26 protein-coding genes, 1 other RNA gene and 1 pseudogene are annotated in these 25,433 nt (G+C 39.4%); 15 read left to right on the top strand and 13 right to left on the bottom strand.

The genetic code is table 11. The features are described 5' to 3' along the window. The first annotated feature begins 1 nt into the window (after window position 1). From N8A89_RS01635 to ppk1, 4 genes are all read left to right on the top strand, one after another. Window positions 2–496 (top strand): hypothetical protein, encoded by a 495-nt coding sequence (locus N8A89_RS01635; protein ID WP_281540688.1) that lies wholly within the window; start codon window positions 2–4, stop codon window positions 494–496. A 120-nt stretch (window positions 497–616) separates the two neighbouring features. Then, complete coding sequence (pdxH, locus tag N8A89_RS01630) at window positions 617–1,264, top strand: pyridoxamine 5'-phosphate oxidase (protein ID WP_289644756.1); 648 nt, start codon at window positions 617–619, stop codon at window positions 1,262–1,264. A gap of 15 nt (window positions 1,265–1,279) precedes the next feature. Continuing rightward, window positions 1,280–1,765 (top strand): SixA phosphatase family protein, encoded by a 486-nt coding sequence (locus N8A89_RS01625; RefSeq protein WP_281540687.1) that lies wholly within the window; start codon window positions 1,280–1,282, stop codon window positions 1,763–1,765. Next, window positions 1,765–3,831 carry a polyphosphate kinase 1 gene (ppk1, locus tag N8A89_RS01620; protein WP_289644755.1) on the top strand — a complete coding sequence of 689 codons (2,067 nt, stop codon included), beginning with the start codon at window positions 1,765–1,767 and terminating at the stop codon, window positions 3,829–3,831. Before N8A89_RS01625 ends, ppk1 begins: the two co-directional genes overlap by 1 nt. Window positions 3,832–3,852: 21 nt before the next feature. Here the strand turns inward: ppk1 and N8A89_RS01615 are convergent, their stop codons facing one another. Then, the gene (locus N8A89_RS01615; RefSeq protein WP_281540686.1) at window positions 3,853–4,434 is read right to left on the bottom strand and encodes a MiaE family protein; all 582 of its coding nucleotides are present in this window, start codon (window positions 4,432–4,434) and stop codon (window positions 3,853–3,855) included. Between the two features lie 150 nt (window positions 4,435–4,584). Between N8A89_RS01615 and N8A89_RS01610 the strand changes: the two genes are divergently transcribed. After that, a complete protein-coding gene (locus N8A89_RS01610) occupies window positions 4,585–4,944 on the top strand; it encodes a transmembrane 220 family protein (protein WP_281540685.1) in 360 nt (119 codons plus the stop codon). On the opposite strand, the pseudogene N8A89_RS17755 reads toward N8A89_RS01610, so the two are convergent. Then, a pseudogene (locus tag N8A89_RS17755) lies at window positions 4,933–6,825 on the bottom strand (DNA polymerase III subunit gamma/tau). The gene N8A89_RS01610 and the pseudogene N8A89_RS17755 sit on opposite strands and share 12 nt — an antisense overlap. 108 nt (window positions 6,826–6,933) lie before the next feature. Between N8A89_RS17755 and rnpB the strand changes: the two are divergent. After that, an RNA gene (gene rnpB / locus N8A89_RS01595) (RNase P RNA component class A) lies at window positions 6,934–7,240 on the top strand. Window positions 7,241–7,310: 70 nt separating this feature from the next. Then, window positions 7,311–8,135: a hypothetical protein gene (locus N8A89_RS01590; RefSeq protein ID WP_281540684.1), complete on the top strand. Its 825-nt coding sequence runs from the start codon at window positions 7,311–7,313 to the stop codon at window positions 8,133–8,135. Window positions 8,136–8,334: 199 nt separating this feature from the next. On the opposite strand, the gene N8A89_RS01585 is transcribed toward N8A89_RS01590, so the two are convergent. The 4 genes from N8A89_RS01585 to N8A89_RS01570 all read right to left on the bottom strand — a co-directional run bounded on the left by N8A89_RS01585 (window position 8,335) and on the right by N8A89_RS01570 (window position 11,587). Further along, window positions 8,335–9,453, bottom strand: a complete 1,119-nt coding sequence (locus N8A89_RS01585; protein ID WP_289644753.1) for a DUF2914 domain-containing protein — start codon at window positions 9,451–9,453, stop codon at window positions 8,335–8,337. A gap of 136 nt (window positions 9,454–9,589) precedes the next feature. Further along, entirely contained in the window at window positions 9,590–10,126 is a 537-nt protein-coding gene (locus N8A89_RS01580) for an RsmD family RNA methyltransferase (RefSeq protein WP_281540682.1), read from the bottom strand. After that, window positions 10,126–10,962 (bottom strand): DUF3822 family protein, encoded by an 837-nt coding sequence (locus N8A89_RS01575; RefSeq protein WP_289644752.1) that lies wholly within the window; start codon window positions 10,960–10,962, stop codon window positions 10,126–10,128. Before N8A89_RS01575 ends, N8A89_RS01580 begins: the two co-directional genes overlap by 1 nt. Next, complete coding sequence (locus N8A89_RS01570) at window positions 10,937–11,587, bottom strand: hypothetical protein (protein WP_281540680.1); 651 nt, start codon at window positions 11,585–11,587, stop codon at window positions 10,937–10,939. The genes N8A89_RS01575 and N8A89_RS01570 overlap by 26 nt, the downstream gene beginning before the upstream one ends. 101 nt (window positions 11,588–11,688) lie before the next feature. Between N8A89_RS01570 and N8A89_RS01565 the strand changes: the two genes are divergently transcribed. From N8A89_RS01565 to N8A89_RS01535, 7 genes are all read left to right on the top strand, one after another. After that, complete coding sequence (locus tag N8A89_RS01565) at window positions 11,689–13,122, top strand: ATP-dependent DNA helicase (protein ID WP_281540679.1); 1,434 nt, start codon at window positions 11,689–11,691, stop codon at window positions 13,120–13,122. 89 nt (window positions 13,123–13,211) lie between these two features. Beyond that, window positions 13,212–13,781 carry a DUF4126 domain-containing protein gene (locus N8A89_RS01560; RefSeq protein WP_281540678.1) on the top strand — a complete coding sequence of 190 codons (570 nt, stop codon included), beginning with the start codon at window positions 13,212–13,214 and terminating at the stop codon, window positions 13,779–13,781. Window positions 13,782–13,808: 27 nt separating this feature from the next. Further along, the gene (kdsB, locus tag N8A89_RS01555) at window positions 13,809–14,522 is read left to right on the top strand and encodes a 3-deoxy-manno-octulosonate cytidylyltransferase (protein WP_281543323.1); all 714 of its coding nucleotides are present in this window, start codon (window positions 13,809–13,811) and stop codon (window positions 14,520–14,522) included. Beyond that, window positions 14,513–15,211 carry an HAD family hydrolase gene (locus N8A89_RS01550; protein WP_289644751.1) on the top strand — a complete coding sequence of 233 codons (699 nt, stop codon included), beginning with the start codon at window positions 14,513–14,515 and terminating at the stop codon, window positions 15,209–15,211. Before kdsB ends, N8A89_RS01550 begins: the two co-directional genes overlap by 10 nt. A gap of 8 nt (window positions 15,212–15,219) precedes the next feature. After that, entirely contained in the window at window positions 15,220–16,347 is a 1,128-nt protein-coding gene (locus N8A89_RS01545; RefSeq protein ID WP_289644750.1) for an iron-containing alcohol dehydrogenase family protein, read from the top strand. A gap of 61 nt (window positions 16,348–16,408) precedes the next feature. After that, on the top strand, window positions 16,409–16,951 hold the full coding sequence (locus N8A89_RS01540; protein WP_281540677.1) for a 1-acyl-sn-glycerol-3-phosphate acyltransferase: 543 nt from the start codon (window positions 16,409–16,411) through the stop codon (window positions 16,949–16,951). A 109-nt stretch (window positions 16,952–17,060) separates the two neighbouring features. After that, entirely contained in the window at window positions 17,061–17,201 is a 141-nt protein-coding gene (locus tag N8A89_RS01535) for a hypothetical protein (protein WP_289644749.1), read from the top strand. A gap of 67 nt (window positions 17,202–17,268) precedes the next feature. On the opposite strand, the gene N8A89_RS01530 is transcribed toward N8A89_RS01535, so the two are convergent. The 5 genes from N8A89_RS01530 to gcvT all read right to left on the bottom strand — a co-directional run bounded on the left by N8A89_RS01530 (window position 17,269) and on the right by gcvT (window position 21,265). Then, window positions 17,269–17,979: a YebC/PmpR family DNA-binding transcriptional regulator gene (locus N8A89_RS01530; protein ID WP_281540676.1), complete on the bottom strand. Its 711-nt coding sequence runs from the start codon at window positions 17,977–17,979 to the stop codon at window positions 17,269–17,271. Window positions 17,980–18,132: 153 nt separating this feature from the next. Next, window positions 18,133–18,420 (bottom strand): 4a-hydroxytetrahydrobiopterin dehydratase, encoded by a 288-nt coding sequence (locus N8A89_RS01525; protein WP_281540675.1) that lies wholly within the window; start codon window positions 18,418–18,420, stop codon window positions 18,133–18,135. A 23-nt stretch (window positions 18,421–18,443) separates the two neighbouring features. After that, window positions 18,444–19,265 carry a sugar nucleotide-binding protein gene (locus tag N8A89_RS01520; RefSeq protein WP_281540674.1) on the bottom strand — a complete coding sequence of 274 codons (822 nt, stop codon included), beginning with the start codon at window positions 19,263–19,265 and terminating at the stop codon, window positions 18,444–18,446. After that, entirely contained in the window at window positions 19,266–20,180 is a 915-nt protein-coding gene (locus N8A89_RS01515; protein WP_281540673.1) for a glutaminase, read from the bottom strand. Next, complete coding sequence (gene gcvT, locus N8A89_RS01510; RefSeq protein ID WP_281540672.1) at window positions 20,180–21,265, bottom strand: glycine cleavage system aminomethyltransferase GcvT; 1,086 nt, start codon at window positions 21,263–21,265, stop codon at window positions 20,180–20,182. Before gcvT ends, N8A89_RS01515 begins: the two co-directional genes overlap by 1 nt. Before the next feature lie 259 nt (window positions 21,266–21,524). Between gcvT and N8A89_RS01505 the strand changes: the two genes are divergently transcribed. Further along, window positions 21,525–23,135, top strand: coding sequence for an aminopeptidase P N-terminal domain-containing protein (locus N8A89_RS01505; protein WP_281540671.1), 1,611 nt, complete (start codon window positions 21,525–21,527; stop codon window positions 23,133–23,135). Window positions 23,136–23,185: 50 nt separating this feature from the next. Here N8A89_RS01505 and thrC read toward each other — a convergent pair whose 3' ends face one another. Both thrC and N8A89_RS01495 read right to left on the bottom strand, forming a co-directional pair. Continuing rightward, the gene (gene thrC / locus N8A89_RS01500) at window positions 23,186–24,481 is read right to left on the bottom strand and encodes a threonine synthase (RefSeq protein ID WP_281540670.1); all 1,296 of its coding nucleotides are present in this window, start codon (window positions 24,479–24,481) and stop codon (window positions 23,186–23,188) included. Window positions 24,482–24,507: 26 nt separating this feature from the next. Beyond that, window positions 24,508–25,431 (bottom strand): homoserine kinase, encoded by a 924-nt coding sequence (locus tag N8A89_RS01495; protein ID WP_281540669.1) that lies wholly within the window; start codon window positions 25,429–25,431, stop codon window positions 24,508–24,510. Window positions 25,432–25,433: the final 2 nt, after the last annotated feature.

Raw genomic sequence — 25,433 nt, 5'->3', positions numbered from 1 at the left:
GATGAGAATTATTTTATTCATAAGCGTTTTCAGCATTTCCCTCATTTCTTGCGAAAAGGAAGATAATGTTGTTGCAAACTTTAGTGGTAAAGCTCTCGTAGGCACATGGAGTAGAGTAGATGAAATACCTAGTGGGCTCTCAGAGGCAGATTTCAGGTATTTTGATATGAAAACCACACAAATTTTTAGAATTGATGGAAGCCATTCCTACAAGGTAGATTTTTATGGATTTAAAGACGAAAATCCAAATGAAATTATAGGACAAACGGAAAATACGGGATCTTTTGAAGTTAAATCGGATAGTGTTTTTATTAGGGCTTTTGAGAATACCTCATGGGAAAGTGGATTTAGCTCAGAGCCTACGACTACAATTTTAACAGGGGAAACTTATGGAAGTAGGTTCGAAATTAATGGCAAAACCCTAACTTTATTTTATATTTCCTATCCGGCGGATGCACCAGTGGCTAAGCAAATGAGTTATCAAAGAGTGGACTAACAAAATAGACTTTGAGTCCACAAGATTTCTATATATAAAGACCCCAAAGGTTGCCAAAATCTTTGGGGTCTTGTTATTTTTTTACAGAACTTTGAGTATCTTACTTTCTTAGACAAATAGATGCAGAAAGACTTAGGGAATTACAGAAAATCTTACGAAAAAAGTGCGTTGATGGAAGATTCCATATCGGACAATCCGATGCAACTTTTTCAAAAGTGGTTTTATGAGGTGGAAGATTCAGAGGGGGTAGATGAACCCAATGCCATGACCGTTAGCACAATTGGTAAAGATGGCTTTCCAAAAAGCAGGGTGGTTTTATTGAAAAAGTACACTCATGAGGGTTTCATCTTTTATACCAATTACCAAAGTGAAAAGGGGCAGGCCATAGCTGAAAATCCTAGCGTATGTATTTCATTCTTTTGGCCCAACATGGAACGTCAAATTATAATAAAAGGGAAAGCTGAAAAAGTGCCTGAGAATATTTCCGATGGATATTTTGAATCCCGACCCGAAGGCAGTAAACTTGGAGCCATTGTATCGGACCAAAGCAGTGTAATCCAATCACGCAAAGTTTTGGAAGAGAACCTGAAAAACCTTGAAAAGAAATATGCAAATCAAGAAATAAAAAGACCTGATTTCTGGGGGGGATATATCGTCAAACCGGTCTCTATTGAGTTTTGGCAAGGTAGGCCTAATAGACTCCATGATCGCATACGATATACGCTTGAAGAAAATTTTGATTGGAAAATAGAACGTCTAGCTCCATAATCTATTACCGCTACTATGAAGAACTTACTTTTAATGCGACATGGAAAGTCCTCTTGGGAACTTAACGTAAGTGATTTTGATCGACCTTTGAAACAAAGGGGTATAACGGATGCACATCTAGTGGGCTCCCATTTAGCCAAGGAAAATTTAGCAGTCGATTTTGCTTTTTCCAGCCCAGCCAATAGGGCATTACATACCGCTATGATATGTCTTAGGAATTTAAAATATCCGATGGATAAATTTAAGGTTGCACCGGAACTCTATGATTTTTCAGGTAATCAGGTAGTCGATTTTGTTCGTAGTCGCCCAAATAACTTAACTACTATCTTAATTTTTGGGCATAACCATGCATTTACACAAATCGCTAATTCCTTTGGAAATGAGCATATAGAGAATGTACCCACAAGTGGCCTTGTGCATATAAAATTTGAGGAAGAATCCTGGGAAATGATAAAGAAGGGGTCAACGATAAAAACAATTATTCCAAAGGCATTAAAATAATGGTAAAGCATAATAATCAGTACATAAATAGAGAAATAAGTTGGTTATGGTTTAACGAACGGGTTTTGCAGGAGAGCGCCGATAAGAATGTTCCTTTAATAGAAAGACTTCGGTTTTTAGGTATATTTTCTAACAATCTGGATGAATTCTTTAAGGTGCGTTATGCCACAGTGAAGCGCATCGTCGAGGCCGGAAAAAACGGTAAAAGCGTACTTGGAGGAGAGAAAGCCAAGGATTTGCTGGAGGAAATCACAAAAATTTGTATAGATCAGCAAACTAAGAGCTTAGATATTTTAAAGCAAATCGGAGAAGAGCTTGAGGAACAGAATATTTTCATTCTTCAGGAAACTGAACTTACCGATAATCAAAAAGAGTTTGTTAAGAACTACTTTTTGCAGCGGGTTAGCCCACAATTGATGACCATAATCCTAAACGATCTTACCCGTTTCCCAACGTTGAAAGATACGGCCGCTTATCTCGCGGTGCGTATGGTCTTAAAGAGCGGTAGTGGCAAAAAGGAAAAGCGTTATGCACTAATAGAAATTCCCAAAGGAATTGATCGTTTTATCGTTCTACCAAAGGAAGGGGACAGGAACTATATAATTATTTTGGACGACCTTATTCGCTATTGTCTGGACAGTATCTTTACCATGTTCGAGTACGAAGCTATTTCTGCTCATATGATTAAGATTACAAGGGATGCCGAATTGGACATGGATAACGACCTGAGCAAGAGCTTTATAGAAAAAATTTCTTCAAGTGTAGAGCATCGAAAAGTTGGCGATCCCGTACGTTTCGTTTATGATAAGAGTATAGGTAAGGACACGCTTCTCTTCCTTCAAGAGAAAATGCACATTGAGGATACAGATAGCGTTATACCGGGTGGACGATATCACAACCGACGTGATTATATGGGATTTCCAAGTTTGGGAAGGCAAGATTTACTTTATGACAGAATAGTGCCTTTGCCAATAAAGGGCTTAAGTATGGAGGGAAGTATACTCGAAGAGATTGCTAAAAAAGACTATCTTCAATATACGCCTTATCATACTTTTGCTTACATCCTTAAATTTCTGAGAGAAGCCGCCTTAGATCCAAAGGTAAGGAGCATTAAAATCACTGTTTACCGCCTTGCTAATGATTCCCAAGTTGCAGCTTCCTTAATCAACGCAGTAAAGAATGGTAAGCAGGTCACGGTGCAAATAGAACTTCAGGCCCGTTTTGACGAACAAGCAAATATTGAGTATGCAGAACAGCTCCAGGCCGAGGGCATAAAACTTATTTTCGGCGTGCCTGGATTAAAAGTACATAGCAAGATATGCGTTATTGAGCGTGAAGAGGATGACGAAATAAAGAGGTACGGATTTATAAGTACGGGGAATTTTAACGAATCTACGGCCAGAATCTATACGGATTATACCTTATTTACGGCCCATGTGCCAATAATGAAGGAATTGAACAAGGTGTTCGATTTTTTCGAGACTACTTATAAAATTAATAAGTACAAGCACTTAATCGTTTCTCCACATTATACCAAAAGCACTTTTACGAAGCTTATCGATAATGAAATATCTAATGCCATTGTTGGAAAGGAAGCTTACATTAAAATCAAAATGAACAGCTTTACTTCCTATAAAATGGTAGACAAATTGTACGAAGCCAGCAGGGCCGGAGTTAAGATTCAGCTCATTATTAGGGGTATCTGTTGTTTAGTACCTGGAGTTAAGGGCATGAGCGAAAATATAGAGGCCATAAGTATCGTAGATAAATTTCTCGAGCACACACGACTTTTCGTTTTTGCCAATGATGGTAATCCAAAGGTTTATATTTCTTCCGCTGACTGGATGACACGTAATCTGGACTACAGGGTAGAAGTAGGCTGCCCAATATATGATGAGGATATAAAGCAAGAGTTGATGGACACCTTTGAAATATGTTGGAAGGACAATATGAAGGCACGGCTGTTTACGGAGAAACAGGATAATGCTTACCGAAAGACAAAGGGACCAAAATACAGGTCACAGTTTGCAACTTATGATTATTATCTTGAAAAGTTGAAACAATAAACAAAGCATTAAAATGCTCTTTTATCCGTGAATACTTTCTTGGCTGCCTAGTTTTTTCATGATTTCGGCCTCGAAGTTCAATAGGGCTTGCCATTTGGCATCCACTTCTTCACGGTCTCCGTATTTGCGGGCAAACTTTAAGAACATAGTGTAATGGCCCGCTTCACTCACCATAAGCTTGTAGTAAAAATTCGCCAGTTCTTTATCCTTTAACTCTTCGGATAATAGTCTGAAGCGTTCGCAACTGCGGGCCTCTATCAAAGCTGCATATAAAAGCCTGTGCACTAGTTGCGTAGATCTACTACCGCCCTTGGGGAAGAATTTGATGAGCTCCAGGACATATTCATCTTTCCTGTCCCTGCCCAAGGTCTTGCCACGAGCAATAATTCTATCATGAACCATTTTAAAATGTGCCATTTCCTCTCGGGATAAGGCAATCATTTCTTCAATCAGCTCGGTATATTCCGGGAAGGATACAATTAGCGATATGGCTGTGCTTGCCGCCTTTTGTTCACAATAGGCATGGTCTGTAAGGATTTCATCAATATTTTTTTCAACGATATTCACCCACCTAGGGTCCGTAGGAAGTTTTAAGCCCAGCATGTTTTCTTTTTTTCAAAATTAGAAAGAAACATAGTAATGCAAGCGATAAATTTTATAGAATACACTGCCTGTAAATATTTTAAAGTATTTTAGATTACGATTGTAATGCACGATTAAGGATAAAATGAACTTTTAATTTATTTTCAGCTGATGCAGATTTCCACCTTTGATAAGATATTAGGATTCGTATTTACAGGCTTGTTCGGTTTAAGCGCTGTACTGCAATATAATGACCCTGACCCTATTTTATGGATTGTTATTTACACTTCCGCAGCTGTAGTATCTCTTCTTTTCGCAATGAATAAGATTAACAACAAGGTGCCTTTACTTCTGGGTATCTTATGTTTTATCGGGTTCACCTATTTATACCCGTCTAATTTTCAGGGCTTTGATTTGAACGATGGTGATATTAAAACCGTAGAGCTCGGTAGGGAAGCTTTTGGACTTTTAATTATTGCGTTGGTCTTTTTCTGGTATGCACTTCGCCTAAGAGGCAAGTTAAAGATCTAGGTCAAATTCTTTGCGTAGTAAATCTATTGCCGGATTCTTCTCCCGCAGTTTTTCGTATTTTTCCTCTGGAGTGAAAGCGAATTTTTTGGCACTCTCTTCATTCACCGAGATTTTTAGTTGAATAAAGTGGTTGTTGAGCTTTGTTCTCAAGTATTTCATCAATTCAAAACTTTCACGTTCTATTTCCTTTTTCATAGTACCGTTTGGTAATTCGATACATATGGTAAAGTTTTCCTTAAGTTTAGGAATATCTGTATTTAAATTAGAAGCCAAAATCTTTTGCCCCTTATCGTCAATCTGCTTCACAAAATCTGACCAATGCGTTTGCAAAGCCTCCTCATCGAACTCATCCTTAGGTAGGTCTTCTTCGTTTAAAACGACCTCGATTTTATTTAGCTCATGCTCCTTTTTTGCCTTCAAACTGGAGATGGACAAGCCGGAAACTCGTTTGGAGGGCGCAGAGATATTAATTTTTGGTTCAGCTAACGCTTCCTTTGCTATTACTTTTTCAGTAGTAGTGGTGGTCTTAGACTTGTTTACGGGTTCACTTGCATAGCTCACAGGATGGGATGCATCTTCTTTTACGGTCTCTTTCCCTTCTTGCCTTTCTTTAACGATAGGAGCGTGCTGTTCAGCTATTTTTTTAAATTTCTCGGCTCTTTGTTCGGGGACGGAATTTATTCCGCTAGCAGGTTCGGAAACGCTCCCAGAAGCCTCGGATATCGTATTTATTTTATCCGGGGCATTTTTGTAAAAGGCGGCAGGAGCTATAAAATCAGTAGTATGATGGTGAAACGCTACGGATTCAGGATTTTTTTTTCACCATCAAAATCGATGGAGGCAAGTTTCATCAGTGTAAGCTCCACCAATAGTCGCTGGTTTTTGCTGGTCTTATACTTCAGGTCACAATCATTGGTAATTTCCAGTGCCGTCATTAAGAAATTTACGGAGGTTTTCTTGGATTGCTCCAAGTAATTCTTTTTTGGCTGCTTCACCGACCTCTAAAAGTTCAATTGTATCTTGATGTTGACATACCATCAAATCCCTAAAATGCGAAGCCAGTCCAGATATAAAATGATGTCCGTCAAAACCTAGGGATAGCGTTTTATTAAATAGTATTAATAATTGAGGTATCTCGTGATTCAAGATGAGGTCTGTCGTCTCAAAGTATGTGTCATAATCCAAGACGTTTAAATTTTCGGTCACGGCTTTTCTTGTGAGGGATGCCCCAGAGAAACTCACCACACGATCGAATATGGATAGCGCATCACGCATGGCGCCATCGGCCTTCTGGGCGATGATGTGCAGCGCATCCTCCTCCGCATCAATACCTTGGTTTTCTGCAATATATTTTAAGTATTCGGCCGCATCCTTTACCGTAATCCTTTTAAAATCAAAAATTTGGCAACGGGAAAGGATGGTAGGAATAATTTTGTGCTTTTCCGTGGTTGCCAAAATGAATATGGCGTGTTTTGGCGGTTCTTCCAGGGTTTTTAGGAAGGCGTTAAAGGCCGATTGCGAGAGCATGTGCACCTCGTCAATGATATACACCTTGTATTTGCCTACCTGTGGTGGTATACGAACCTGATCTATAAGACTACGAATATCGTCAACGGAGTTGTTGGAGGCGGCGTCCAACTCAAAAATATTAAAGGCAAAGTCTTCGTCCGCACTTTCCGTACCATCGGAATTTATTCGTTTGGCCAATATGCGGGCACAGGTGGTCTTGCCCACGCCTCTTGGCCCACAAAATAGAAGCGCCTGTGCTAAATGATTTTGCTCTATCGCATTCTGCAACGTATTGGTAATGGACTGTTGCCCCACAACATCCTTGAAGGTTTGTGGTCTATACTTACGCGCCGATACGATAAATGGTTCCAAAATGTTATAGCTTATGTACTTCTACAAATATAAAAATAGCGGTGTAGTCTACTATACTTTTGAAACGGGAATACTCCTTAGTTATCAACAATTGCAGTACATTTGCGACCAGCAGGCCACCTTATCGCGGTTCGTTTTTACGAAATGAGGAAAGTCCGGACACCATAGTGCGGTATAGCGGGTAACGCCCGTCCGCCGAAAGGCGCGGACAAGTGCAACAGAAAGCAAGTACAGTTCGGCTGTAGTGAAATCAGGTAAACTCTATACGGTGAAACGTCATGTAAATCGGTGTTTGAGGGCTGCACGCCCGAGCCGATGGGTAGGCGGTTAGAGCTTTTGGGCAACCAAAGGCCTAGATAAATGATAAGGATCCGCTCCGGCGGAAACAGAATCCGGCTTATGGCCTGCTTTTTTATTAAGATGTTTAGTCTTTCAATTACCTAATCGAAACGATTTACTTGTTTTAAGTAATTTAAAAAACACTAATGGGAAAATGTCCTTATTGTAATAAAAGTGCAGGAATATTTAAAAAACATCACAAAGAGTGTGAGGAAAAATACAATAGAGCAAAAGCAAATATCACAAAAACTGCAACAGAAAATTTTGAGGACTTGAATAATCTCAATTTTGACCAATTAAAAGAATTAGCGAAAGAGTCTTACGTATCCGAATCTGAATATCAAGACATAATTTCTGAATCATATTTAAATGTTCTTGACCAATATCTAGACGATGGCGTCTTGTCCAAAGAGGAAGAAGATAGACTCGAAAGTTTTATGAAAAATTCGAATTTATCTCAAGAGGTATTTGACAAAAATGATTCGTTAAGCAAAACAGTTAGAGCTTCAATTTTAAGAGACTTGTTAAATGGAGACGAAATAAAGAACAGACTTAAAGTAAATGGGAATCTACCGTTCAAATTTCAGAAAAGCGAAAACCTAATATGGCTTTTTCAGAACGTGGAATTATTTGAGCAAAGAATAAAAACGACTTACAAAGGTGGTTCACAAGGATTGAGTTTGCGTATCGCGAAAGGAATTTATTATAGGACAAATAGCTTTAGAGGTCACCCTGTTAAAACAACTAAAATTGTTCCTATTGCGACTGGAATAGTTGCGCTGACAGAAAAGCATATTTATTTTGCAAGTTCAATCAAGAATTTTAGAATTAATTACAACAAGATTATAACAATTGACCCGTATTCAGACGGAATTGGAATAACCAAAGATGGTGTTACAGCAAAACCGCAAGTTTTTAAAAATGTTGATGGATGGTTTTGTTATAATTTTATCAAAAATATATCGGAATAAAAACTACTCAAAACAATGACTATAATACATTGTGGCTGAAATTCCTATTTGGAATCTTAAGCCAATTTTATAAATTTATGGTCACTGCGGAATAACACTCGGATACCATTCTATAGGTAAACCAAAGCCAAGGCCGCTTGGGCCGGTCAACTTCGGTTTTTTGATTATAGCTTTTAAAAATGAAATCTAATTACGACAATTAGAACTTTTTTTCTATTAGTCGCGAAGCCTCTAGAGAAGAGTCCACGATGATGTTAAAATTTATTACCCCTAAAACCAGCTCGTCATCGGTGGTTATGACCTCCACTTTCCATTGTCCCTGTTTCACATTGTTTTTATACGTATATCCTCTAAACCCATCATCTCGACCTCCGGTTATTTCATAATCAATATCCTCCACAAGCTCCCATTCACCAAGGCTTTCATTGTATAGTTTCCATCGGTGCACTATCGATTTTTCAAGGGATGTTGGCGCAAATATCGAAGAAAAAATATATACGTTTTCACCCGGTCGATAAATGAATTCCGTCCTGTGATCCCTCCAAAAAACGAAGGAGTCATCCCTTTCATACTGCACAAAATAGTTTCCATTTTCTGTTCGAATATTGTGGGCCACAATTCCGGTATCCAATGCCAGCGGAACAGGGGGTATAAGTTTAAAGAAATAGAAAGAGTTTATCAGGCCGTAAATCCCGACAATAAGACCCAATAATTTGCCCAAGTGTACCTCGGCCCGTGTACTTGGACTTCTAGTGTAAATAATTACGATTAGAGTTAAGGTACAGCCCAAGCTTATGAACCCGGAAATCAAAAATACTTTGGTGCTCATTTCCGCAAGGAACACGGGAATCATAAAAGTGAAAAAAGTAAAGCTCAGAAAAAAATAGACTCCAAATTGCAAGTACTTGTTGGAAATCCTTTTTTTAAGAAACTCATTTGCAATGAGTAATGCCAGTAACATTACGAAAAAGGCTACGGTTTTGGACAATGAGACGCTTCTAGAGAAATAGATGACATATGCACTGGAAAGTGCCCCAAAGAAAAATTGAATAGCCAACGGAAGATATTCTACATAGCGGTCCAAAAAAGTATCGGTCCATTTACCATCGTCCGCCAAATTATACAGGTAAAGTGTAATACTCAGATTGGTCATATGTAAACATAGCATGACCAGATCATAGGTGCGGTCTATGCGTCCAAGGGTAAGTGTATCAAATATGACCCCACCGATAAAAAATAGGATAGGGGCATATTTTTGATGACGTCTAATAAATGCCCGAAAAGCACTATTTCTATACCGGACCAGCGTTCTTTTCATATTTTAAGGAAGGAAGAAAGGGATAAATGTAAACGAATAATTGATTGAAAATTAACTTAATCAACTCGTTTTTATGCTTTTGGTAATACCAAGCAAAATATTACCGGTTTTGGTGAACGATAAAAAGTAATTGGTGTTAGTTTTTGAAAAAACTAAAAACACTCCCACCATATTTTCGGGAACGCTCAAAATTGGAGAGGTGCTCTAAGTTGGTGTGTTTGGAGTGCTCGATGATCAAGACGCCATCTTCCAACAGCATTTCGTGCTCAAAGACCAATTTGGTTAGTTTCTCAAAATTGGAAATCTCCATATCATAGAAGGGGTCCGCAAAAATAATATCAAAGTGTTGTGCATTTCGGCCCAGAAACGAAAAAACATCACTTTTTAGGGTTCGTATGCCCAGTTCTAGGTCCGCAGAAATTTTGTTCATGTAGTTGATGCAACCCATATGGGTATCTATGGCAAGAATATCTTCAACCCCTCTAGAGGCGAATTCATAGCTTATGTTCCCAGTTCCCGCAAAGAGGTCCAGCACTTTTAAATCGGGAAAATAATAGCTGTTGTTCAATATGTTAAATAGGCCTTCTTTGGCCATATCTTTGGTAGGCCTAACAGGCAGGTTTTTTGGCGCTTGTAACTGCCTTCCTTTATGTTTTCCAGAAATAATGCGCATTATAAAGTGTTTAGGACCGTGAAATCAATGGAAGCAACCTCAAGTTCTCCGAGCTCAAAATGGTGGGGATACCCCGGAACGAAAATCGAAATATCCTGTATGAAGTCGTAGCATAGTTTAAAAACAGGATCGTCTTCTTTAATTTCACCAAATAGCTTAACGGGTACTTCTTCTGTATTCAGTTCCAATTGCTCTAGGACAAAAAGTAAGTAATAGGTGAAATCCTCTTTTGTTTCATATTGAAAGCTGTTGAATAAAAGCAGTTTTTTTTGCGAAATCACTGTAATATCCAACTGCTTTTTGCTTACATGGGCGTAGCAAAACGTGGTATTGGTATTGCCTTGACTGGATAGTAAAGATTGGATGAGGACGGTGCCGTTGTGCATGTAAGTGAATTCCCCGTACAGGTCGTACACGTAATTATTCACATTCATATAGGGAACATAGACATTTATGATATCTTGATGTTCCACTTCATCATAAGCCATTACATCCGTTGACAATATCTTTGCATTGAACTGTAAATAGCTAGAAATTTCATCTGCATTAAACAGCGATTTTGGAACCAGGCCAAAGAGCGTGTTCCTGTGGACAACAACGACTTCATCAAATTGTTTTTGATGCAGGTCATGTTTTTGGAACAATTTTTCGAGCTCCGCTAACATGGTCAACGGATTTAGCTCTTCTTGGAAAGCTAAACTATCGGAATAAAGCAGCTTTTGTGAGACCGTATCCGCCACACAAAAAGAAAGTCCATTCAAGCTAACCTGAATGGACAATTTCTTAAAATTTTTATCCGCGATATCCTCGCTAGTCTTGATCTCCTTTTTTGTCATAAATAGGTGGCCAGTTTCCGCTCGTACTCACTTCTTCCAAAGAGCCAACTTTAATTTCCGTACCGTTAACCTCTTCTACACTAACCTGGGCATTTTCACGTGCTACCAAATCTTTGGGCTGATCAGCTAAAAGTACACTTTTAGAAACTTTAGCTTCAAAAACCGGTGCCTTATAGCCACTTTTCTCAATAATGGCAGACTTCATGGTAAACTTTTCTCCTGGGGCACCAGGTACATCCATGAGGTTCTTATAGCGGGTATCCTCTTTGAACAATGAATCCCGAACGGATACAAAACCCAGGGTATCGATTATTTTTACTTCTCTTAATAAATCAATTCCATAAGCCTTATCGAACTCCATAAAGGACGAATCCCTTTGTTGGGTAATCACATATTTTCCCGTATCAATGAATTTGATCAGGCTATTAAAGTCATTGGCATATCTACCATTAACTGTTTTGTATGCCTCTTGGGAATTTCTAATATCTTTAAGTTTGGCGACTACCTTACCGAAACGTTCCTGTTTTACTTCCGCAAATTCAATAGGGCCGGTTATAGAATTATAGATAAGATATCCCAAAACAATACATCCAATCCAAAGTACAATCTGTATAATGGTCTTCATTTCTTAAGTGTTAATTTAATTTAGTGGTTCTCACAAATCTACAATTTTTTTTTAATCGTAAAAGTTTTTGGCGCAAAAATCATCTTTATCTTTGGGCGTCCATGAAACCATTAACCACCGCCACTTTTTATAAACAGTTAGAATCTAAGTTTCCGCATGTACCCACCCTTAAACAGGAGGTTGCCTTGCAGAAATTATCGGAGTTCATTCTGTCCACGACCAAAGAGGAGGTTTTTCTCTTGAAGGGCTTTGCGGGAACAGGAAAAACAACACTGATTGGTACCTTGGTCAATAGTCTTTGGAAAACGAGAATGAAATCAGTGCTAATGGCTCCTACCGGAAGGGCGGCTAAGGTTATGTCCAATTATTCGGCTACACAAGCATTTACGATTCATAGGAAAATTTATTTCCCTAAAAAGCAAGGTGGTGGAGGTGTGCAGTTCGTTCTTGCGCCAAACAAACATAGGGATACAATTTTTATAGTGGACGAGGCCTCCATGATACCGGACACTCCAGCGGATTCAAAATTATTCGATAATGGCTCACTTCTGGACGATTTGATGCAATTTGTATACTCTGGGCATAATTGTAAATTGATGTTGATCGGGGATACCGCTCAATTACCTCCGGTTCATTTGGCGCTTAGTCCAGCCCTGGACGGTGATAAACTTGCCCTTAACTACAACAAAGAGGTGGTAAGGTTGGAATTGGATGAGGTTGTGCGTCAGGCTGAAGACTCCGGGATTTTGGTTAATGCTACGCTCTTAAGGGAGCAGTTACAAGGAAGTTTCTTTGAAGGTTTCCAGTTTAACCTTAACGGTTATAGAGATATTGTCCGCCTTGTTGACGGGCACGAAATTCAAGAAGCCATAGACGGATCGTATTCTGAAAATGGTAAAGAGGAGACCACTATTATCGTCAGGTCCAATAAAAGGGCCAACCTGTACAACCTCAATATTCGAGAACGTATATTGTATCTGGAAAATGATTTGGCAGTCGGGGATTTCATGATGGTGGTTAAGAACAATTATTTTTGGTTAAAGCCCAATTCCGAAGCGGGTTTTATCGCTAACGGAGATATAATAGAGGTATTGGAGATTTTTGCTTTCAAGGAACTCTACGGGTTTAAGTTTGCAGAAGTAAAAGTCAAAATGGTGGACTATCCAAATATGAAACCCTTTGAAACGGTTTTATTACTGGACACCATAAAAGCAGAATCACCTTCACTATCCTATGAAGATGGCAATAGATTGTATCAAGAGGTCATGAAGGATTATGCAAATGAAAAATCAAAGTACAAGAAATTTCTCGGGGTCAAGAACAACAAATATTTTAACGGATTACAAGTAAAGTTTTCCTACGCAATCACCTGTCATAAGTCTCAAGGTGGGCAATGGAACACCGTGTTCGTGGAGCAGCCCTATCTGCCCAATGGAATAGACAAGGAGTATTTGCGTTGGCTCTATACGGCGGTAACGAGAGCAAAACAGCAACTGTACCTTATCGGTTTTAAAGATGATTTTTTTGTTGACTAGGAAAAAGCTATTTTAGTAAAGGAACTAGAAATTGCGGGATATAGGGTTAATAAAATCATTTTCTGAATAAAGTAATTAGGATTTATTAAATGAATACGGAAACGACACTAAGTATATTTTTAGGTATTGGTCTCGCCGCTTCCGTGGGTTTTCGTGTTTTCTTGCCCTTGTTCGCTTTAAGTTTGGCTTCGTATTTCGGGGTCTGGGACTTGAACGAAAATTGGGAGTGGATAGGAAGTTTAGCTGCGGTCTTAACCTTAGGAGTTGCCACATTGGTGGAAATTTTTGCGTATTTTATTCCATGGATAGATAACCTTTTGGACAGTATAGCCGTACCATTGGCCGCTATTGCGGGCACGGCGGTAATGGTATCCACCGTGGCAAATTTGGATCCGGTAGTTACTTGGTCGTTGGCCATTATAGCAGGAGGAGGAACGGCTACGGCCATAAAAGGTGCTGGGGCAACGAGCAGGTTGGCTTCTACCGCCACTACGGGAGGTTTGGCAAATCCTTTGGTAGCAACGGTAGAAACAGGTACAGCAGTTGTGGTTACCGCGGCATCCATATTTGCGCCAATACTGGCCGCTGTATTGGTCTGTATAATTTTAGTTATAATCTTTAGGATTTATAGAAGTCTTAGACCACGAAGAAGAATATAAAATAACTCGTCAGTGAAGATAATTGCAATGATACCCGCCAGATATGCGGCCTCCAGGTTTCCGGCAAAATTAATGCAGGATTTATCGGGCAAACCGGTTATCGTAAGGACTTACGAGGCTGCTGTAAAAACGGGTTTGTTCGATGCTGTCTATGTGGTTACCGATAGTGATATCATACATGATACCATCACCGAGGCAGGAGGTTTGGCTATCATGAGTAAAAAAGAACATGATTGTGGTAGTGACCGTATTGCGGAGGCAGTGTCGGAAATGGATGTGGATATTATTGTAAACGTACAAGGGGACGAACCCTTCACGGATAGAGAGAGTTTGGCTGGTGTATTGGATGTTTTCAAAAAGGACGATGAAAAGGAGATAGATTTGGCTTCGTTGATGGTTAAAATAACAGATGAGGAAGAAATAGAAAATCCGAATACGGTAAAGGTCATCGTGGACAATAGGAATTTTGCCCTCTATTTCTCACGTTCTCCCATACCTTATCCAAGAGCAAAAAATGAGGAAACCATCTATTACAAGCATAAAGGTATTTACGCATTTAGGAAGAGCGCACTAATGGATTTTCAACGTTTACCTATGCTAATGTTGGAGGCCACTGAGAAGATTGAGGCTATCCGCTACTTGGAATATGGTAAAAAGATAAAAATGGTAGAAACCTCGGTTTCGGGAATAGAAATTGATACTCCGGAAGATTTGGAGAAAGCACAGGCCGCATGGAAATAGATTTTGATGGTGTAAAGGTTATCGGGTTCGATGCCGATGATACCCTATGGGTCAACGAAACCTATTTCAGGGATACCGAAGAAAAGTTTGCAACACTATTGGAGCAGTATGAAACGAAGAATAAAATAGATCAGGAGCTCTTTAAAATGGAAATTAAGAATCTTGACCTGTACGGTTATGGTATAAAGGGTTTTATGTTGTCCATGGTAGAGTCGGCCTTAGAGTTATCGAATAATCAAATTTCACAAGCAACGCTTTTGAAAATTTTGAATCTAGGGAAAGCCATGCTTACCCATCCGGTGGAATTATTGGACGGTGTGGAAAAAGTCTTGAAACAATTAGACGGAAAATATAGATTGATTGTATTGACCAAAGGAGATTTGTTAGATCAGGAAAAAAAATTGGAGCGTTCCGGTATTTCAGAATATTTTCATCATGTCGAGGTTTTGAGTGATAAAAAAGAAAAAAATTATAAGAACTTGTTGGAACATTTGGAAATTTCGGTCGATGAATTCCTAATGATAGGAAACTCCTTGAAGTCCGATGTACTACCCCTTGTAAACATTGGGGCCAGGGCTATACATATTCCCTTTCATACCACATGGAAACATGAGGACGTAGCCCCTCCGGAAGAAAAGAACGGCTATATGATCCTTAATACGCTGGAGGATGTTTTACGGTACCTATAAAAATTGGAATGGAGATTAAAAAAGAAATAGCATTGAAGAAGATACCTACTAGAACTTCGGAAAAATACAGGAATTTTCCCATGGTACCCAGGGTGGTCTTTGGGAATGGAAGTTTTGACCAATTAAGGGACATCCTTTTATCAAAAAGAAGACATTCCGAAGCGCCAATGATTTTTTTGTTGGACGATGTTTTTGAGGGTACCGACCTTATTGATCGTATACCTAATATGTTCTGTGACCAGATTATATTTATTTCCGCTGAAGAAGAACCTAAAACGGAACAGGTGGATGCTTTAGTTCAGAAAATTAAAAAACAATTTCACGAATTGCCTTCTGGTATTATTGGAATAGGTGGAGGAACCTTGTTGGATTTGGCCAAGGCCGTAGCCATACTGTTAACCAATAAAGGAGGGGCCGCAGATTATCAGGGTTGGGACCTTGTTCCAAAAAAATCGGTCTATCATGTAGGCATACCTACTATAAGCGGTACCGGAGCGGAAGTTTCCAGAACTACGGTGCTGCTGGGACCTCATAAAAAACTGGGAATAAACTCGGACTACACTACTTTTGATCAGGTGGTTCTAGATCCGGACTTGACCAAAGGAGTAAAAAAGGAACAGTGGTTCTATACGGGAATGGACTGTTATATACATTGTATAGAATCCCTAAACGGAACCTTTTTAAATGCTTTCAGTAAGAGTTATGGGGAAAAAGCACTGGAGCTTTGTAAAGAGGTATTTTTAGATAATTTATCAGATTCAGAATCTAGGGACAATTTAATGATGGCATCCTGGCACGGTGGTATGAGCATTGCCTACTCACAGGTGGGGATAGCCCATGCCATGAGTTACGGTTTAGGCTACCTATTAGGGGTCAAACACGGTATTGGGAACTGTTTGGTCTTTCAACATTTAGAGGAATATTATCCCGAGGGAGTGAAACTTTTCCAGCAGATGGTAAAAAAACATGATATAGTTTTACCACAAGGTATTTGCGGTAATTTAAGCGAGGCTGATCTGGACCAAATGGTAAACGTTGCGCTGGGAATGGAACCGCTATGGGAAAATGCTCTTGGGGAAAATTGGAAATCCATCATCACCGATGACAAATTGAAATCAATTTACATGAAAATTTAGATTTCATCCGCCACACAAATACATTATAAATCAGAATTTCATTTAGTCCCAAAAATAGTACATGCGTAAAATAGCTAAGTTCATTTATTTTAAACTCATGGGATGGTCCTTAAAGGGTGAGTTCCCGTCTCACCTAAAGAAATGTGTCATTGCTGTTGTTCCGCACACCAGTTGGTGGGATTTTTTATTGGGTCTGCTTGTACGAAAAATTTGGAACGAGCAAATTAATTATGTCGGAAAGAAAAGTCTTTTTGATTCACCATTAGGGTGGTTTTTCAGATGGACAGGTGGCGCTCCCATAGATAGGAGTAAGAGCAATGATACGGTTTCTGCTGTGAGCAAAGTTTTTGAATCGAAAGAGATTTTCAGACTAGCCTTATCTCCAGAGGGCACTAGGAAAAAAGTGGATAAATGGAAAACAGGGTTCTATTACATTGCTAAATCTGCCGGGGTGCCCATTGTACTGGTTGCTTTTGATTATGGCAAAAAGGAAATTAAAATTTCTGAACCGTATGAGGTAACGGGGAATCAGGATGCTGATTTCAAAACCTACGAAACCTTTTTTCAAGGCGTCAAAGGAAAGGTTGCTGCATATAGTTATTAATTCTTCACTTTACCGACACTAAGTGGTCTCTAGTAGTTTATTCAATCGTTACTAGATACGTACCTATTAATATAATTGATTTCATTTATCCAATATGCATTATTCCAATATGGTTTTCATTGCGGAAGCTGCAAATGGTGGGTGTAAGGTACTGGCCTTCTCCAATGCTGATGCGGGAGGAAACATTCCGCCATCGATGAACAACAATTTGTCAAAGGCATCATCGCTATATTTCTATAGCAATAAGTAAAAAATTAGTCTTTTTTGGTTTGTTAGGTTGTTAGTTAAATGGCCCGTTTGAAGAAACGGGTCATTTTTTATTCCTGCATGGTATGATAGACGTTCTGGACATCATCATCCTCCTCAATTTTTTCTAATAGTTTTTCTACATCAGCGGCTTCCTCTTCACTTAAGGCTTTGGTGACTTGTGGAATGCGTTCAAAGCCCGAGGATAAGATTTCAATCTCCCTGTTTTCTAATTCTTTTTGTATGGCTCCAAAACTTTCGAAAGGAGCATAGATCAAGATACCGTCGTCATCCACAAAAACTTCTTCCGCTCCGAAGTCTATCATTTCTAATTCTAGCTCTTCAGGGTCTATACCCTCCGCTGGGATTCTAAAGTTACACGTATGGTCGAACATAAATTCTACAGAACCTGAAGTACCTAAACTCCCATTACATTTATTGAAATAACTTCTGATGTTGGCAACGGTCCTGGTGTTGTTGTCAGTGGCGGTTTCAATTAAAATAGCTATGCCATGGGGCGCATAACCTTCAAAAAGAATTTCTTTATAATCGCCCAGACTCTTATCGCTAGCCCTTTTAATGGCCCGCTCCACATTGTCCTTGGGCATGTTGACGGACTTTGCATTCTGGATGACCGCCCTTAACCTGGCATTGGAGTCCGGATCTGGACCACCTTCCTTCACGGCCATTACGATGTCTTTACCGATTCTTGTAAACGCTTTGGACATAGCGGACCAGCGCTTCATTTTACGTGCTTTTCTGAACTCAAAAGCTCTTCCCATAGTTTTTAATCGAATTAATTGGGGGTAAATTTAGCAAAAAGTTTAGGAGCACATAAGACGGCTATACATCAGTTTTTTCACAATCCCATCATCCAACGATTTTTGGGTAAGTGATTTCGTCCTAAACTTTAAAACTCGAATTTTAGGCCTTAATCAATCACTCTCAACAATCTCTTCTATACTCCGTGCCAGAACAAAGTCCTTTTCGGTCACTCCGTTAGCATCGTGCGTACTTAAGCGAATATTTACTGTCTTATAAACATTACTCCAATCTGGATGATGGCCTTGGGCTTCACATTCAAAGGCAATACGAGTCATTACCGAAAATGCTTCCTTGAAATCCTTGAATTCAAAAGTTGTCTCGATGGCGCCATCAACATATTCCCAACCTTCCAATTGACTTAAGTAGTCTTCTATCTGTTTATCTGTGAATTTTTCCATGTGCTTAAAATTATACTGTAAAATTAGTTTAAAATATGGTGTTCAATAATTTCTTGATACGTAAACTGTAGGTTTTTTGGTAGTTTGTTTATCTTGGGCAAGACAGCAAGATACCTCTCTTCATTAGTGGTGTACACTCTTTTTAGTATGGGATTAAAATTACCTACACGCTCTAAAACTTCTTTTATAAAATCTTCATGATGTACCAAATCGTTACTGCCCAAATGATAGATTCCCGTTTTATTCCTGTTGAGAAGATAGTGAATTTGTTGCGTTAATTTATCGTCATTGGTTACGTTAAGAACAAGGTTGGGAAATACTTCTACGGGTTCATTGTTAATGATTAAGTTCTTCATTTCCTTTATTCGGGGAGAACTGTTTCCAAAAACCATCGGAACCCTTAAAATCCCCATTTTTTCCTTTGGTAAACGCAGTAACATGTTCTCGATTTTTATTTTAAGCCTTCCGTAGATACTTTCCGATAGAGTCTTGTCATTTTCGTAGGACGGATACTTGCTATAATAGTCGAAAACATTTGCCGATGATATGAAATACAAACGGCAATCATTTTGATTTAAGTATTCCACGATATGTTGGTGGGCTACAACTTGCGCGGCGAAATTTCCTCTCAGGGTCGAAATGATAACTTGTGGTTTTATGGCCGATAGAATTTGAAAGATATCATCCTCTTCCACATCGTATCTTAAAAATTGTTTGTTGGACTTAAAAATTTTCTTTTGACTGTAGTAAGTGCCATACGTATTAAAATAATTGCACAACTCTTTATAAAAAGCATGACCCAAAAAACCACTTCCTCCCAGGATTAATATTTTCTTGTTTTCCAATTAAAAAATAGATAATCCGGTTTCTGTGGTCAAATGCTCCAAGGCCATCATCCCTAAAGCTGAATTTCCTTTTTTGTTAAGTCCCGGCGACCATGTAGCAACGCAGTATTCATTGGGCAGTAAAGCTACAATGCCTCCCCCAACACCACTTTTACCAGGCAAACCAACCCTAAAGGCAAATTCGCCTGCCTCGTCATAGAAGCCACAGGTGAGCATTAAAGAATTTATCCGCTTTACCTGACTGATAGTCAAAAAAGTATTGCCCCTCTGGCATTCTCCTCTGTTGATTAAAAAATAGAACGTATTGCACAGCTGTTTACAGTTAAATTCTAGTGAGCATTGATGAAAATAGAAGTCCAGCACCACTTCTACGTCATTTTTTAAATTTCCATAAGATTTTAAAAGATTAGCAGCAGCATAATTCCTGAAACCTGTAATTTTTTCAGATTTCGCAACTTTTGGATTAAAAGAGATTGTCTCATCATCTGCTAACTTCTTGATATAATCCAAAAATTCATCTTTTGGATTTTTAAGTTGAGAAACCAATATATCTGCTATTACAAGAGCACCCGCATTGATTAGAGGGTTTCTTGGAATCCCGTTCTCTTGTTCAAGAAGGGACAAATGATTAAAGGGATCTCCGGAAGGTTCTACGTCTACGCGTTGCCAAACCTGTTCTCCTATAAGGCCCATGGCCATAGCGAGGGTTATAACTTTGGAGATACTTTGTATGGAAAACTGTTCATCGACATCGCCCGCAGAAAAATTAGATTTTTTAATATCGAGTAAGTGGATGCCAAATTTTTGGTTGCTCACACATGCCAACTCGGGAATATAAGCCGCAACATTACCTCGGTCTGTACTTTTGTTGGCGCGCTTGGTGATGGAATTAATGATTCTTTGGAATTCTGCCATTACACTTTATAGAAGGGAAGTTTGACTACCGTTGCAGGAATTGCATTTTTACGTATCTGGATTTGGATTTTACTTCCCACCTCGGAAAAAATAACGGGAACATATCCTAGGCCTATCCCTTTTCCCAAGGATGGTGACATGGTACCTGAAGTTACTATACCTATCTTTTTGCCCTGACCGTCCACTATGTCGTAATCGTGACGTGGAATACCTCTTTCGTCCATTTCAAAAGCAATCAGTTTGCGCTCAGGTCCTTTAGCTTTTTCCTTGGCCAATGCTTCACTATTCACAAAATCTTTGGTAAACTTGGTAATCCATCCTAGCCCTGCCTCAAAGGGAGACGTAGTATCATTTATATCGTTCCCGTATAGGCAGTACCCCATTTCCAACCTAAGAGTGTCACGTGCCGCCAATCCTATGGGTTTGATGCCAAAATTTGCGCCTGCTTCAAACACTTTGTCCCATATTTGCTTTACCTCTTCATTTTTACAATAAATTTCGAAACCTCCTGAGCCCGTATATCCCGTTGCAGAAATGATAACATATTCTACCCCAGCGAAATCTGCTACTTCAAAATTATAGAATTTAATATCAGCCAAGTTTATGGAAGTCAAGGATTGCATGGCCTCCACCGCTTTTGGTCCCTGTATGGCCAATAAGGAATAATTTTCCGAGATGTCCCGCATCTCGGCATTGAATTCCTTGTTGTATTTGGAGATATGGTTCCAGTCCTTTTCAATATTACTGGCGTTCACCACCAAAAGATATTGCTCTTCCTTGATACGATAAACGATAAGGTCATCTACAATTCCCCCATTTTCGTTGGGTAAACAACTATACTGAGCTTTACCGATGGTTAATTTGGATGCATCATTGGAGGTGACTTTCTGAATTAGGTCCAACGCGTTAGGACCACTGATCAAGAACTCGCCCATATGGGAAACATCAAAAACACCTACACCCTTTCTAACGGTTTCATGTTCGGCATTTACGCCCTCATAGGAAACAGGCATATTGTATCCGGCAAACGGCACCATTTTGGCACCTAGAGCCTCATGAGTGGTGGTTAGGGCTGTATTTTTCATATAAATAAAAATTTCAGGTTTTAAGTTCAAGTTCAAGCTAAGGTTTTCACTTACATTTGATACTTGCACTTGCAATTTTAAAGATGCAAAGCTATTGAATAATTTAAGGATAGAAAAGCGTACCAATCTTTAGTTATTCTAGAGCTCGTGCGGATTTTTACAGCTATTGGATTTATTGATCAGAAATGTATTTTGTCCGTTCTTTAACATTGATCATGGCAGATAATTCCTAATTTGGCCACGAATAAAATATTATCCTATGAGGCTTTTTCTAGTTCTATTTGTTGCACTTTCTTCTGTTTCTTTTATGTCCTCTCAAAAGACACCGACAGATTTTCTGTCAGCGGAATTTCATAAAGAAAGAAGGCAAGCTGTCCGCAATATGATGCCTCCAAACAGTATAGCTGTATTTTTCGCCAATGCCGAACGCAACCGTGCCAATGACGTGGATTATATGTATCATCAGGACCCCGACTTCTATTATCTCACAGGGTATAAGGAACCAAATTCGGTACTACTTATTTTTTCGGAGGATCAAAATTTGGATGGAGCAATTTATGATGAGTTATTATATGTTCAAGAGAGAGACCCGACTGCTGAACAGTGGAACGGCAAACGCTTGGGAGTAGAAGGTGCCAAAAACCAATTGGGTTTCGAGATTACACTTAATGGTAGCGAATTTGCAAATTCAACCTTGGATTTTAAAAAATTCAATAAGGTTTTGTTTTTCGATTTTAAAAATGATGTCAGGGATAAAAGGGGAGAAGCAGACCTTTTTGACTTAGTGAAAGTCTTTAAGGAAAAGACAGATTATCCTTCTGACTATAATGCTACAAGACAGCAATTGTACAGCATGATCAAATCCACTACCGTAGAGAACAGGGCCAACGTAGCACAGACCTTAGGCCGCTATCTCAAGTATAATGAGGACCTTAAGGATGATGAACTGCTACAAAGCTTTATGGAGGCTCAAGATGAAGACCTGGTGAACGATATTAAGGAAAAGGTTACGTTGCATCTTAGTGCGAACAATTTGGATTCCGCTATCATCGCAGAAATTATGAATACCTTAAGGGAAACAAAGACCGAAGAAGAAATGGTGCTTTTAAAGAAGGCTGTGGAAATTTCAGCCATTGGCCAGGCCGAGGTTATGAAGGCCATGCACCCTAATATGTCCGAAACGGAGATTCAAGGTATACATGAATATGTCTTTAAAAAATATGGTGCTGAATATGAGGGATACCCTTCCATTGTGGGCGGTGGAAATAATGGTTGCATCTTACACTATATAGAAAATAATAAAACAGAGGTTGGCAATGATTTGGTGTTAATGGATTTAGGAGCCGAATACCACGGCTATACAGCGGATGTTACCAGGACAATTCCTGCCAATGGAAAGTTTACCCAGGAACAAAAGGCAATTTATGATATTGTTTATGATGCGCAGGAGGCGGGAATTAAAGCTAGTGTAGTAGGCGCTCCTTTTCAGGCGCCCGGAAAGGCAGCGAGTGAGGTGGTTGCTAATGGGCTTTTGAAACTCGGAATAATTAAGGATGTAAGTGAAGCAAGAACATATTTCCCTCACGGAACTTCTCACTATTTAGGATTGGACGTCCACGATAAGGGCACTTATACTTCTTTTAAGCCCAACACTGTAATTACCGTTGAACCCGGGATTTATATCCCCGAAGGTAGTGATTGTGATAAAAAGTGGTGGGGAATTGCCGTTCGGATCGAAGATGATATATTGATTACCAATGACGGTCCAGTAAACTTATCCTCCGATGCTCCAAGAACTACGGAGGCTATTGAAGCGATGATGAAACAACCTAGTCCGTTGGATGATTTTGTGTTGCCAGAATTAGATTAATAGGAGGAAATTCCAAAGGAATTCAGCACATTTATTTCTGAAAATAAATACTAGCTTTTTAAGAGGTGGACTTTAAGTTCCTCGTAGCTTTTTATGGCTATGGACTTTTTTTCCTTACCCATTACTTTTTGAATCTGACGAGGAATTTCTATAGTTTGCCCAATCGTTTCCTCTACGACATCTAAGAATTTAACTGGATGTGCTGTCTCTAGGAATACACCATAGGTCTGAGGGTGATGCTGCTGATATTTTTTGAGCCCCAAATAGCCTACGGCACCGTGGGGGTCAGCCACATAACCTGATATTTCGTAAATTTTTAAAAGAGCTACCCTGGTTTCTTCATCCGAAAAGAAATAAGAAGATAGATTTTCGGAAAGGACTTTAAAATCATCTTTGAACAAATGACGAATACGGATGAAATTACTAGGATCTCCGACATCCATAGCATTTGAAATCGTTGGTATAGATGGTTTTGGATGATAATTACCGGTCTGCATGAATTCAGGAACCGTATCGTTTACATTGGTAGCCGCCACAAAGTGCTTTACGGGCATACCCAAACGTTGTGCGACCATACCTGCACAGATATTACCGAAATTTCCGCTAGGTACTGAAAAAATGACTTCTCTGCCTTTTGATTTGACTTTTTTATAGGCGAATAAAAAGTAGAAAAGCTGGGGTAGCCATCGTGCTACGTTTATGGAATTGGCCGAAGTTAGTTGCATATTTTCCAAAAGGGCTTCATCTAGAAATGCCGTCTTCACCATTTTTTGGCAGTCGTCAAAGTTTCCATCCACTTCCAAAGCCGTTATGTTTAGACCTAAAGTGGTTAATTGCCGTTCTTGGATATCGCTCACTTTTCCTCTAGGGTATAGTATAACAACTTTTACACCATCAACCTCTAAGAAACCATTGGCTACGGCCCCTCCAGTATCTCCAGAGGTTGCCACTAATACTGTTACTTCACTTTTTTCTCCTTCAGAAAAATATCCTAAACAATTAGCCATAAAACGAGCTCCAACATCTTTAAAGGCCATTGTGGGGCCATGAAAAAGTTCCAAAGTAGCTACGTTATCCTCAATCTCGACAACCGGAAAATCAAAGTCCAAAACGTCGGCAATAATCTCTTTTAATTTCTCATCCGGAATATCAGTGGCTACAAACTGATGAATGGCCCTTAAAGCTATTTCGTGGTTGGTCAGTTCTCCTATTTGGTCAAAAAAAGAGTTCGGTAAGGGAGAAATACTTTCTGGAAAATACAATCCCTTGTCAGGAGCAATTCCCTTAATAACCGCATCTTTAAAGGATACCTTAGGAGCATTTTGGTTTAGACTGTAGAAGTTCAATTTTAGTAATTTATAGGTTCGTTAAATTATGGCACCTTTTTCACCCCGTCTACATTTACTTTTGAGACGTGTATTTCATAATCAATTCCAATAGTATTATAAACTCCTTCCATTGCCTTTGCCACTGCTTGGGCATTAGAAATTCCCTTACTGAAAGCAAAAATAGAAGGTCCTGAGCCTGAGATACCACTTCCCAATGCTCCGGCGTCAATAACAGCTTGTTTTACTTCATCAAAACCAGGAATTAATATAGACCGGATGGGTTCTACGATATGGTCCACTAAGGAACGCCCAATGAGGTCGTAGTCCTCTTTAAAGAGCCCGGCGACTAGCCCACCAAGGTTTCCCCACTGCTTAATTCCGGTTTCCATAGTGATATTAGTTTTAAGTATTTTTCTAGAATCCGAAGTCTTCACCTCAATTTGTGGATGAATAACAGTTGCGTACAGAGCTTTAGGCGCTGGAATCGTAATGACGTCCAACGGGTCATAACTACGCACAAGAGTAAAGCCTCCAAGTAGGGCAGGAGCCACATTGTCCGCATGGGCGACACCGCTTGCCAAACGTTCACCCTCCATGGCAAATTTTACCAGCTCAAGCTTAGAAAACGGTTTTCCAAGTAACTCGTTCATTGCCCATACAGCTCCTGCAGAACTCGCGGCACTACTGCCAATTCCGCTACCCGCTTTAATTTTTTTGTAAATTTCTATTTCAAACCCACCATTGTAACCGCTATCGGCCATCAATGCCAAACCGGCCACTCCCGCAACATTTTTTTCGGTTTCCATAGGTAGGTCCTGACCTTCCAATTTTATAATACGAATGCCTTTCTCACCTACTTTGCGAATTACCATCTCATCACCAACGGAATCCAATGCTACACCTAAAACATCAAATCCGCAAGAGATATTGGCTATGGTCGCCGGACAGAATATCTTTAGTTCGTTCATGG

This window comes from Maribacter aestuarii, assembly GCF_027474845.2.
In the GTDB taxonomy this organism is placed as follows: Bacteria; Bacteroidota; Bacteroidia; order Flavobacteriales; family Flavobacteriaceae; genus Maribacter; species Maribacter aestuarii.
This window is presented reverse-complemented; position numbering and strand designations above follow the sequence as displayed.

What these genes read in the sequence shown, in the direction of transcription:
- N8A89_RS01635 (WP_281540688.1), top strand. Translation starts at nt 2, where the DNA reads ATGAGAATTATTTTATTCATAAGCGTTTTCAGCATTTCCCTCATTTCT.
- pdxH (WP_289644756.1), top strand. Translation starts at nt 617, where the DNA reads ATGCAGAAAGACTTAGGGAATTACAGAAAATCTTACGAAAAAAGTGCG.
- N8A89_RS01625 (WP_281540687.1), top strand. Translation starts at nt 1,280, where the DNA reads ATGAAGAACTTACTTTTAATGCGACATGGAAAGTCCTCTTGGGAACTT.
- ppk1 (WP_289644755.1), top strand. Translation starts at nt 1,765, where the DNA reads ATGGTAAAGCATAATAATCAGTACATAAATAGAGAAATAAGTTGGTTA.
- N8A89_RS01615 (WP_281540686.1), bottom strand. Translation starts at nt 4,434, where the DNA reads ATGCTGGGCTTAAAACTTCCTACGGACCCTAGGTGGGTGAATATCGTT.
- N8A89_RS01610 (WP_281540685.1), top strand. Translation starts at nt 4,585, where the DNA reads ATGCAGATTTCCACCTTTGATAAGATATTAGGATTCGTATTTACAGGC.
- N8A89_RS01590 (WP_281540684.1), top strand. Translation starts at nt 7,311, where the DNA reads ATGGGAAAATGTCCTTATTGTAATAAAAGTGCAGGAATATTTAAAAAA.
- N8A89_RS01585 (WP_289644753.1), bottom strand. Translation starts at nt 9,453, where the DNA reads ATGAAAAGAACGCTGGTCCGGTATAGAAATAGTGCTTTTCGGGCATTT.
- N8A89_RS01580 (WP_281540682.1), bottom strand. Translation starts at nt 10,126, where the DNA reads ATGCGCATTATTTCTGGAAAACATAAAGGAAGGCAGTTACAAGCGCCA.
- N8A89_RS01575 (WP_289644752.1), bottom strand. Translation starts at nt 10,962, where the DNA reads ATGACAAAAAAGGAGATCAAGACTAGCGAGGATATCGCGGATAAAAAT.
- N8A89_RS01570 (WP_281540680.1), bottom strand. Translation starts at nt 11,587, where the DNA reads ATGAAGACCATTATACAGATTGTACTTTGGATTGGATGTATTGTTTTG.
- N8A89_RS01565 (WP_281540679.1), top strand. Translation starts at nt 11,689, where the DNA reads ATGAAACCATTAACCACCGCCACTTTTTATAAACAGTTAGAATCTAAG.
- N8A89_RS01560 (WP_281540678.1), top strand. Translation starts at nt 13,212, where the DNA reads ATGAATACGGAAACGACACTAAGTATATTTTTAGGTATTGGTCTCGCC.
- kdsB (WP_281543323.1), top strand. Translation starts at nt 13,809, where the DNA reads ATGATACCCGCCAGATATGCGGCCTCCAGGTTTCCGGCAAAATTAATG.
- N8A89_RS01550 (WP_289644751.1), top strand. Translation starts at nt 14,513, where the DNA reads ATGGAAATAGATTTTGATGGTGTAAAGGTTATCGGGTTCGATGCCGAT.
- N8A89_RS01545 (WP_289644750.1), top strand. Translation starts at nt 15,220, where the DNA reads ATGGAGATTAAAAAAGAAATAGCATTGAAGAAGATACCTACTAGAACT.
- N8A89_RS01540 (WP_281540677.1), top strand. Translation starts at nt 16,409, where the DNA reads ATGCGTAAAATAGCTAAGTTCATTTATTTTAAACTCATGGGATGGTCC.
- N8A89_RS01535 (WP_289644749.1), top strand. Translation starts at nt 17,061, where the DNA reads ATGGTTTTCATTGCGGAAGCTGCAAATGGTGGGTGTAAGGTACTGGCC.
- N8A89_RS01530 (WP_281540676.1), bottom strand. Translation starts at nt 17,979, where the DNA reads ATGGGAAGAGCTTTTGAGTTCAGAAAAGCACGTAAAATGAAGCGCTGG.
- N8A89_RS01525 (WP_281540675.1), bottom strand. Translation starts at nt 18,420, where the DNA reads ATGGAAAAATTCACAGATAAACAGATAGAAGACTACTTAAGTCAATTG.
- N8A89_RS01515 (WP_281540673.1), bottom strand. Translation starts at nt 20,180, where the DNA reads ATGGCAGAATTCCAAAGAATCATTAATTCCATCACCAAGCGCGCCAAC.
- gcvT (WP_281540672.1), bottom strand. Translation starts at nt 21,265, where the DNA reads ATGAAAAATACAGCCCTAACCACCACTCATGAGGCTCTAGGTGCCAAA.
- N8A89_RS01505 (WP_281540671.1), top strand. Translation starts at nt 21,525, where the DNA reads ATGAGGCTTTTTCTAGTTCTATTTGTTGCACTTTCTTCTGTTTCTTTT.
- N8A89_RS01495 (WP_281540669.1), bottom strand. Translation starts at nt 25,431, where the DNA reads ATGAACGAACTAAAGATATTCTGTCCGGCGACCATAGCCAATATCTCT.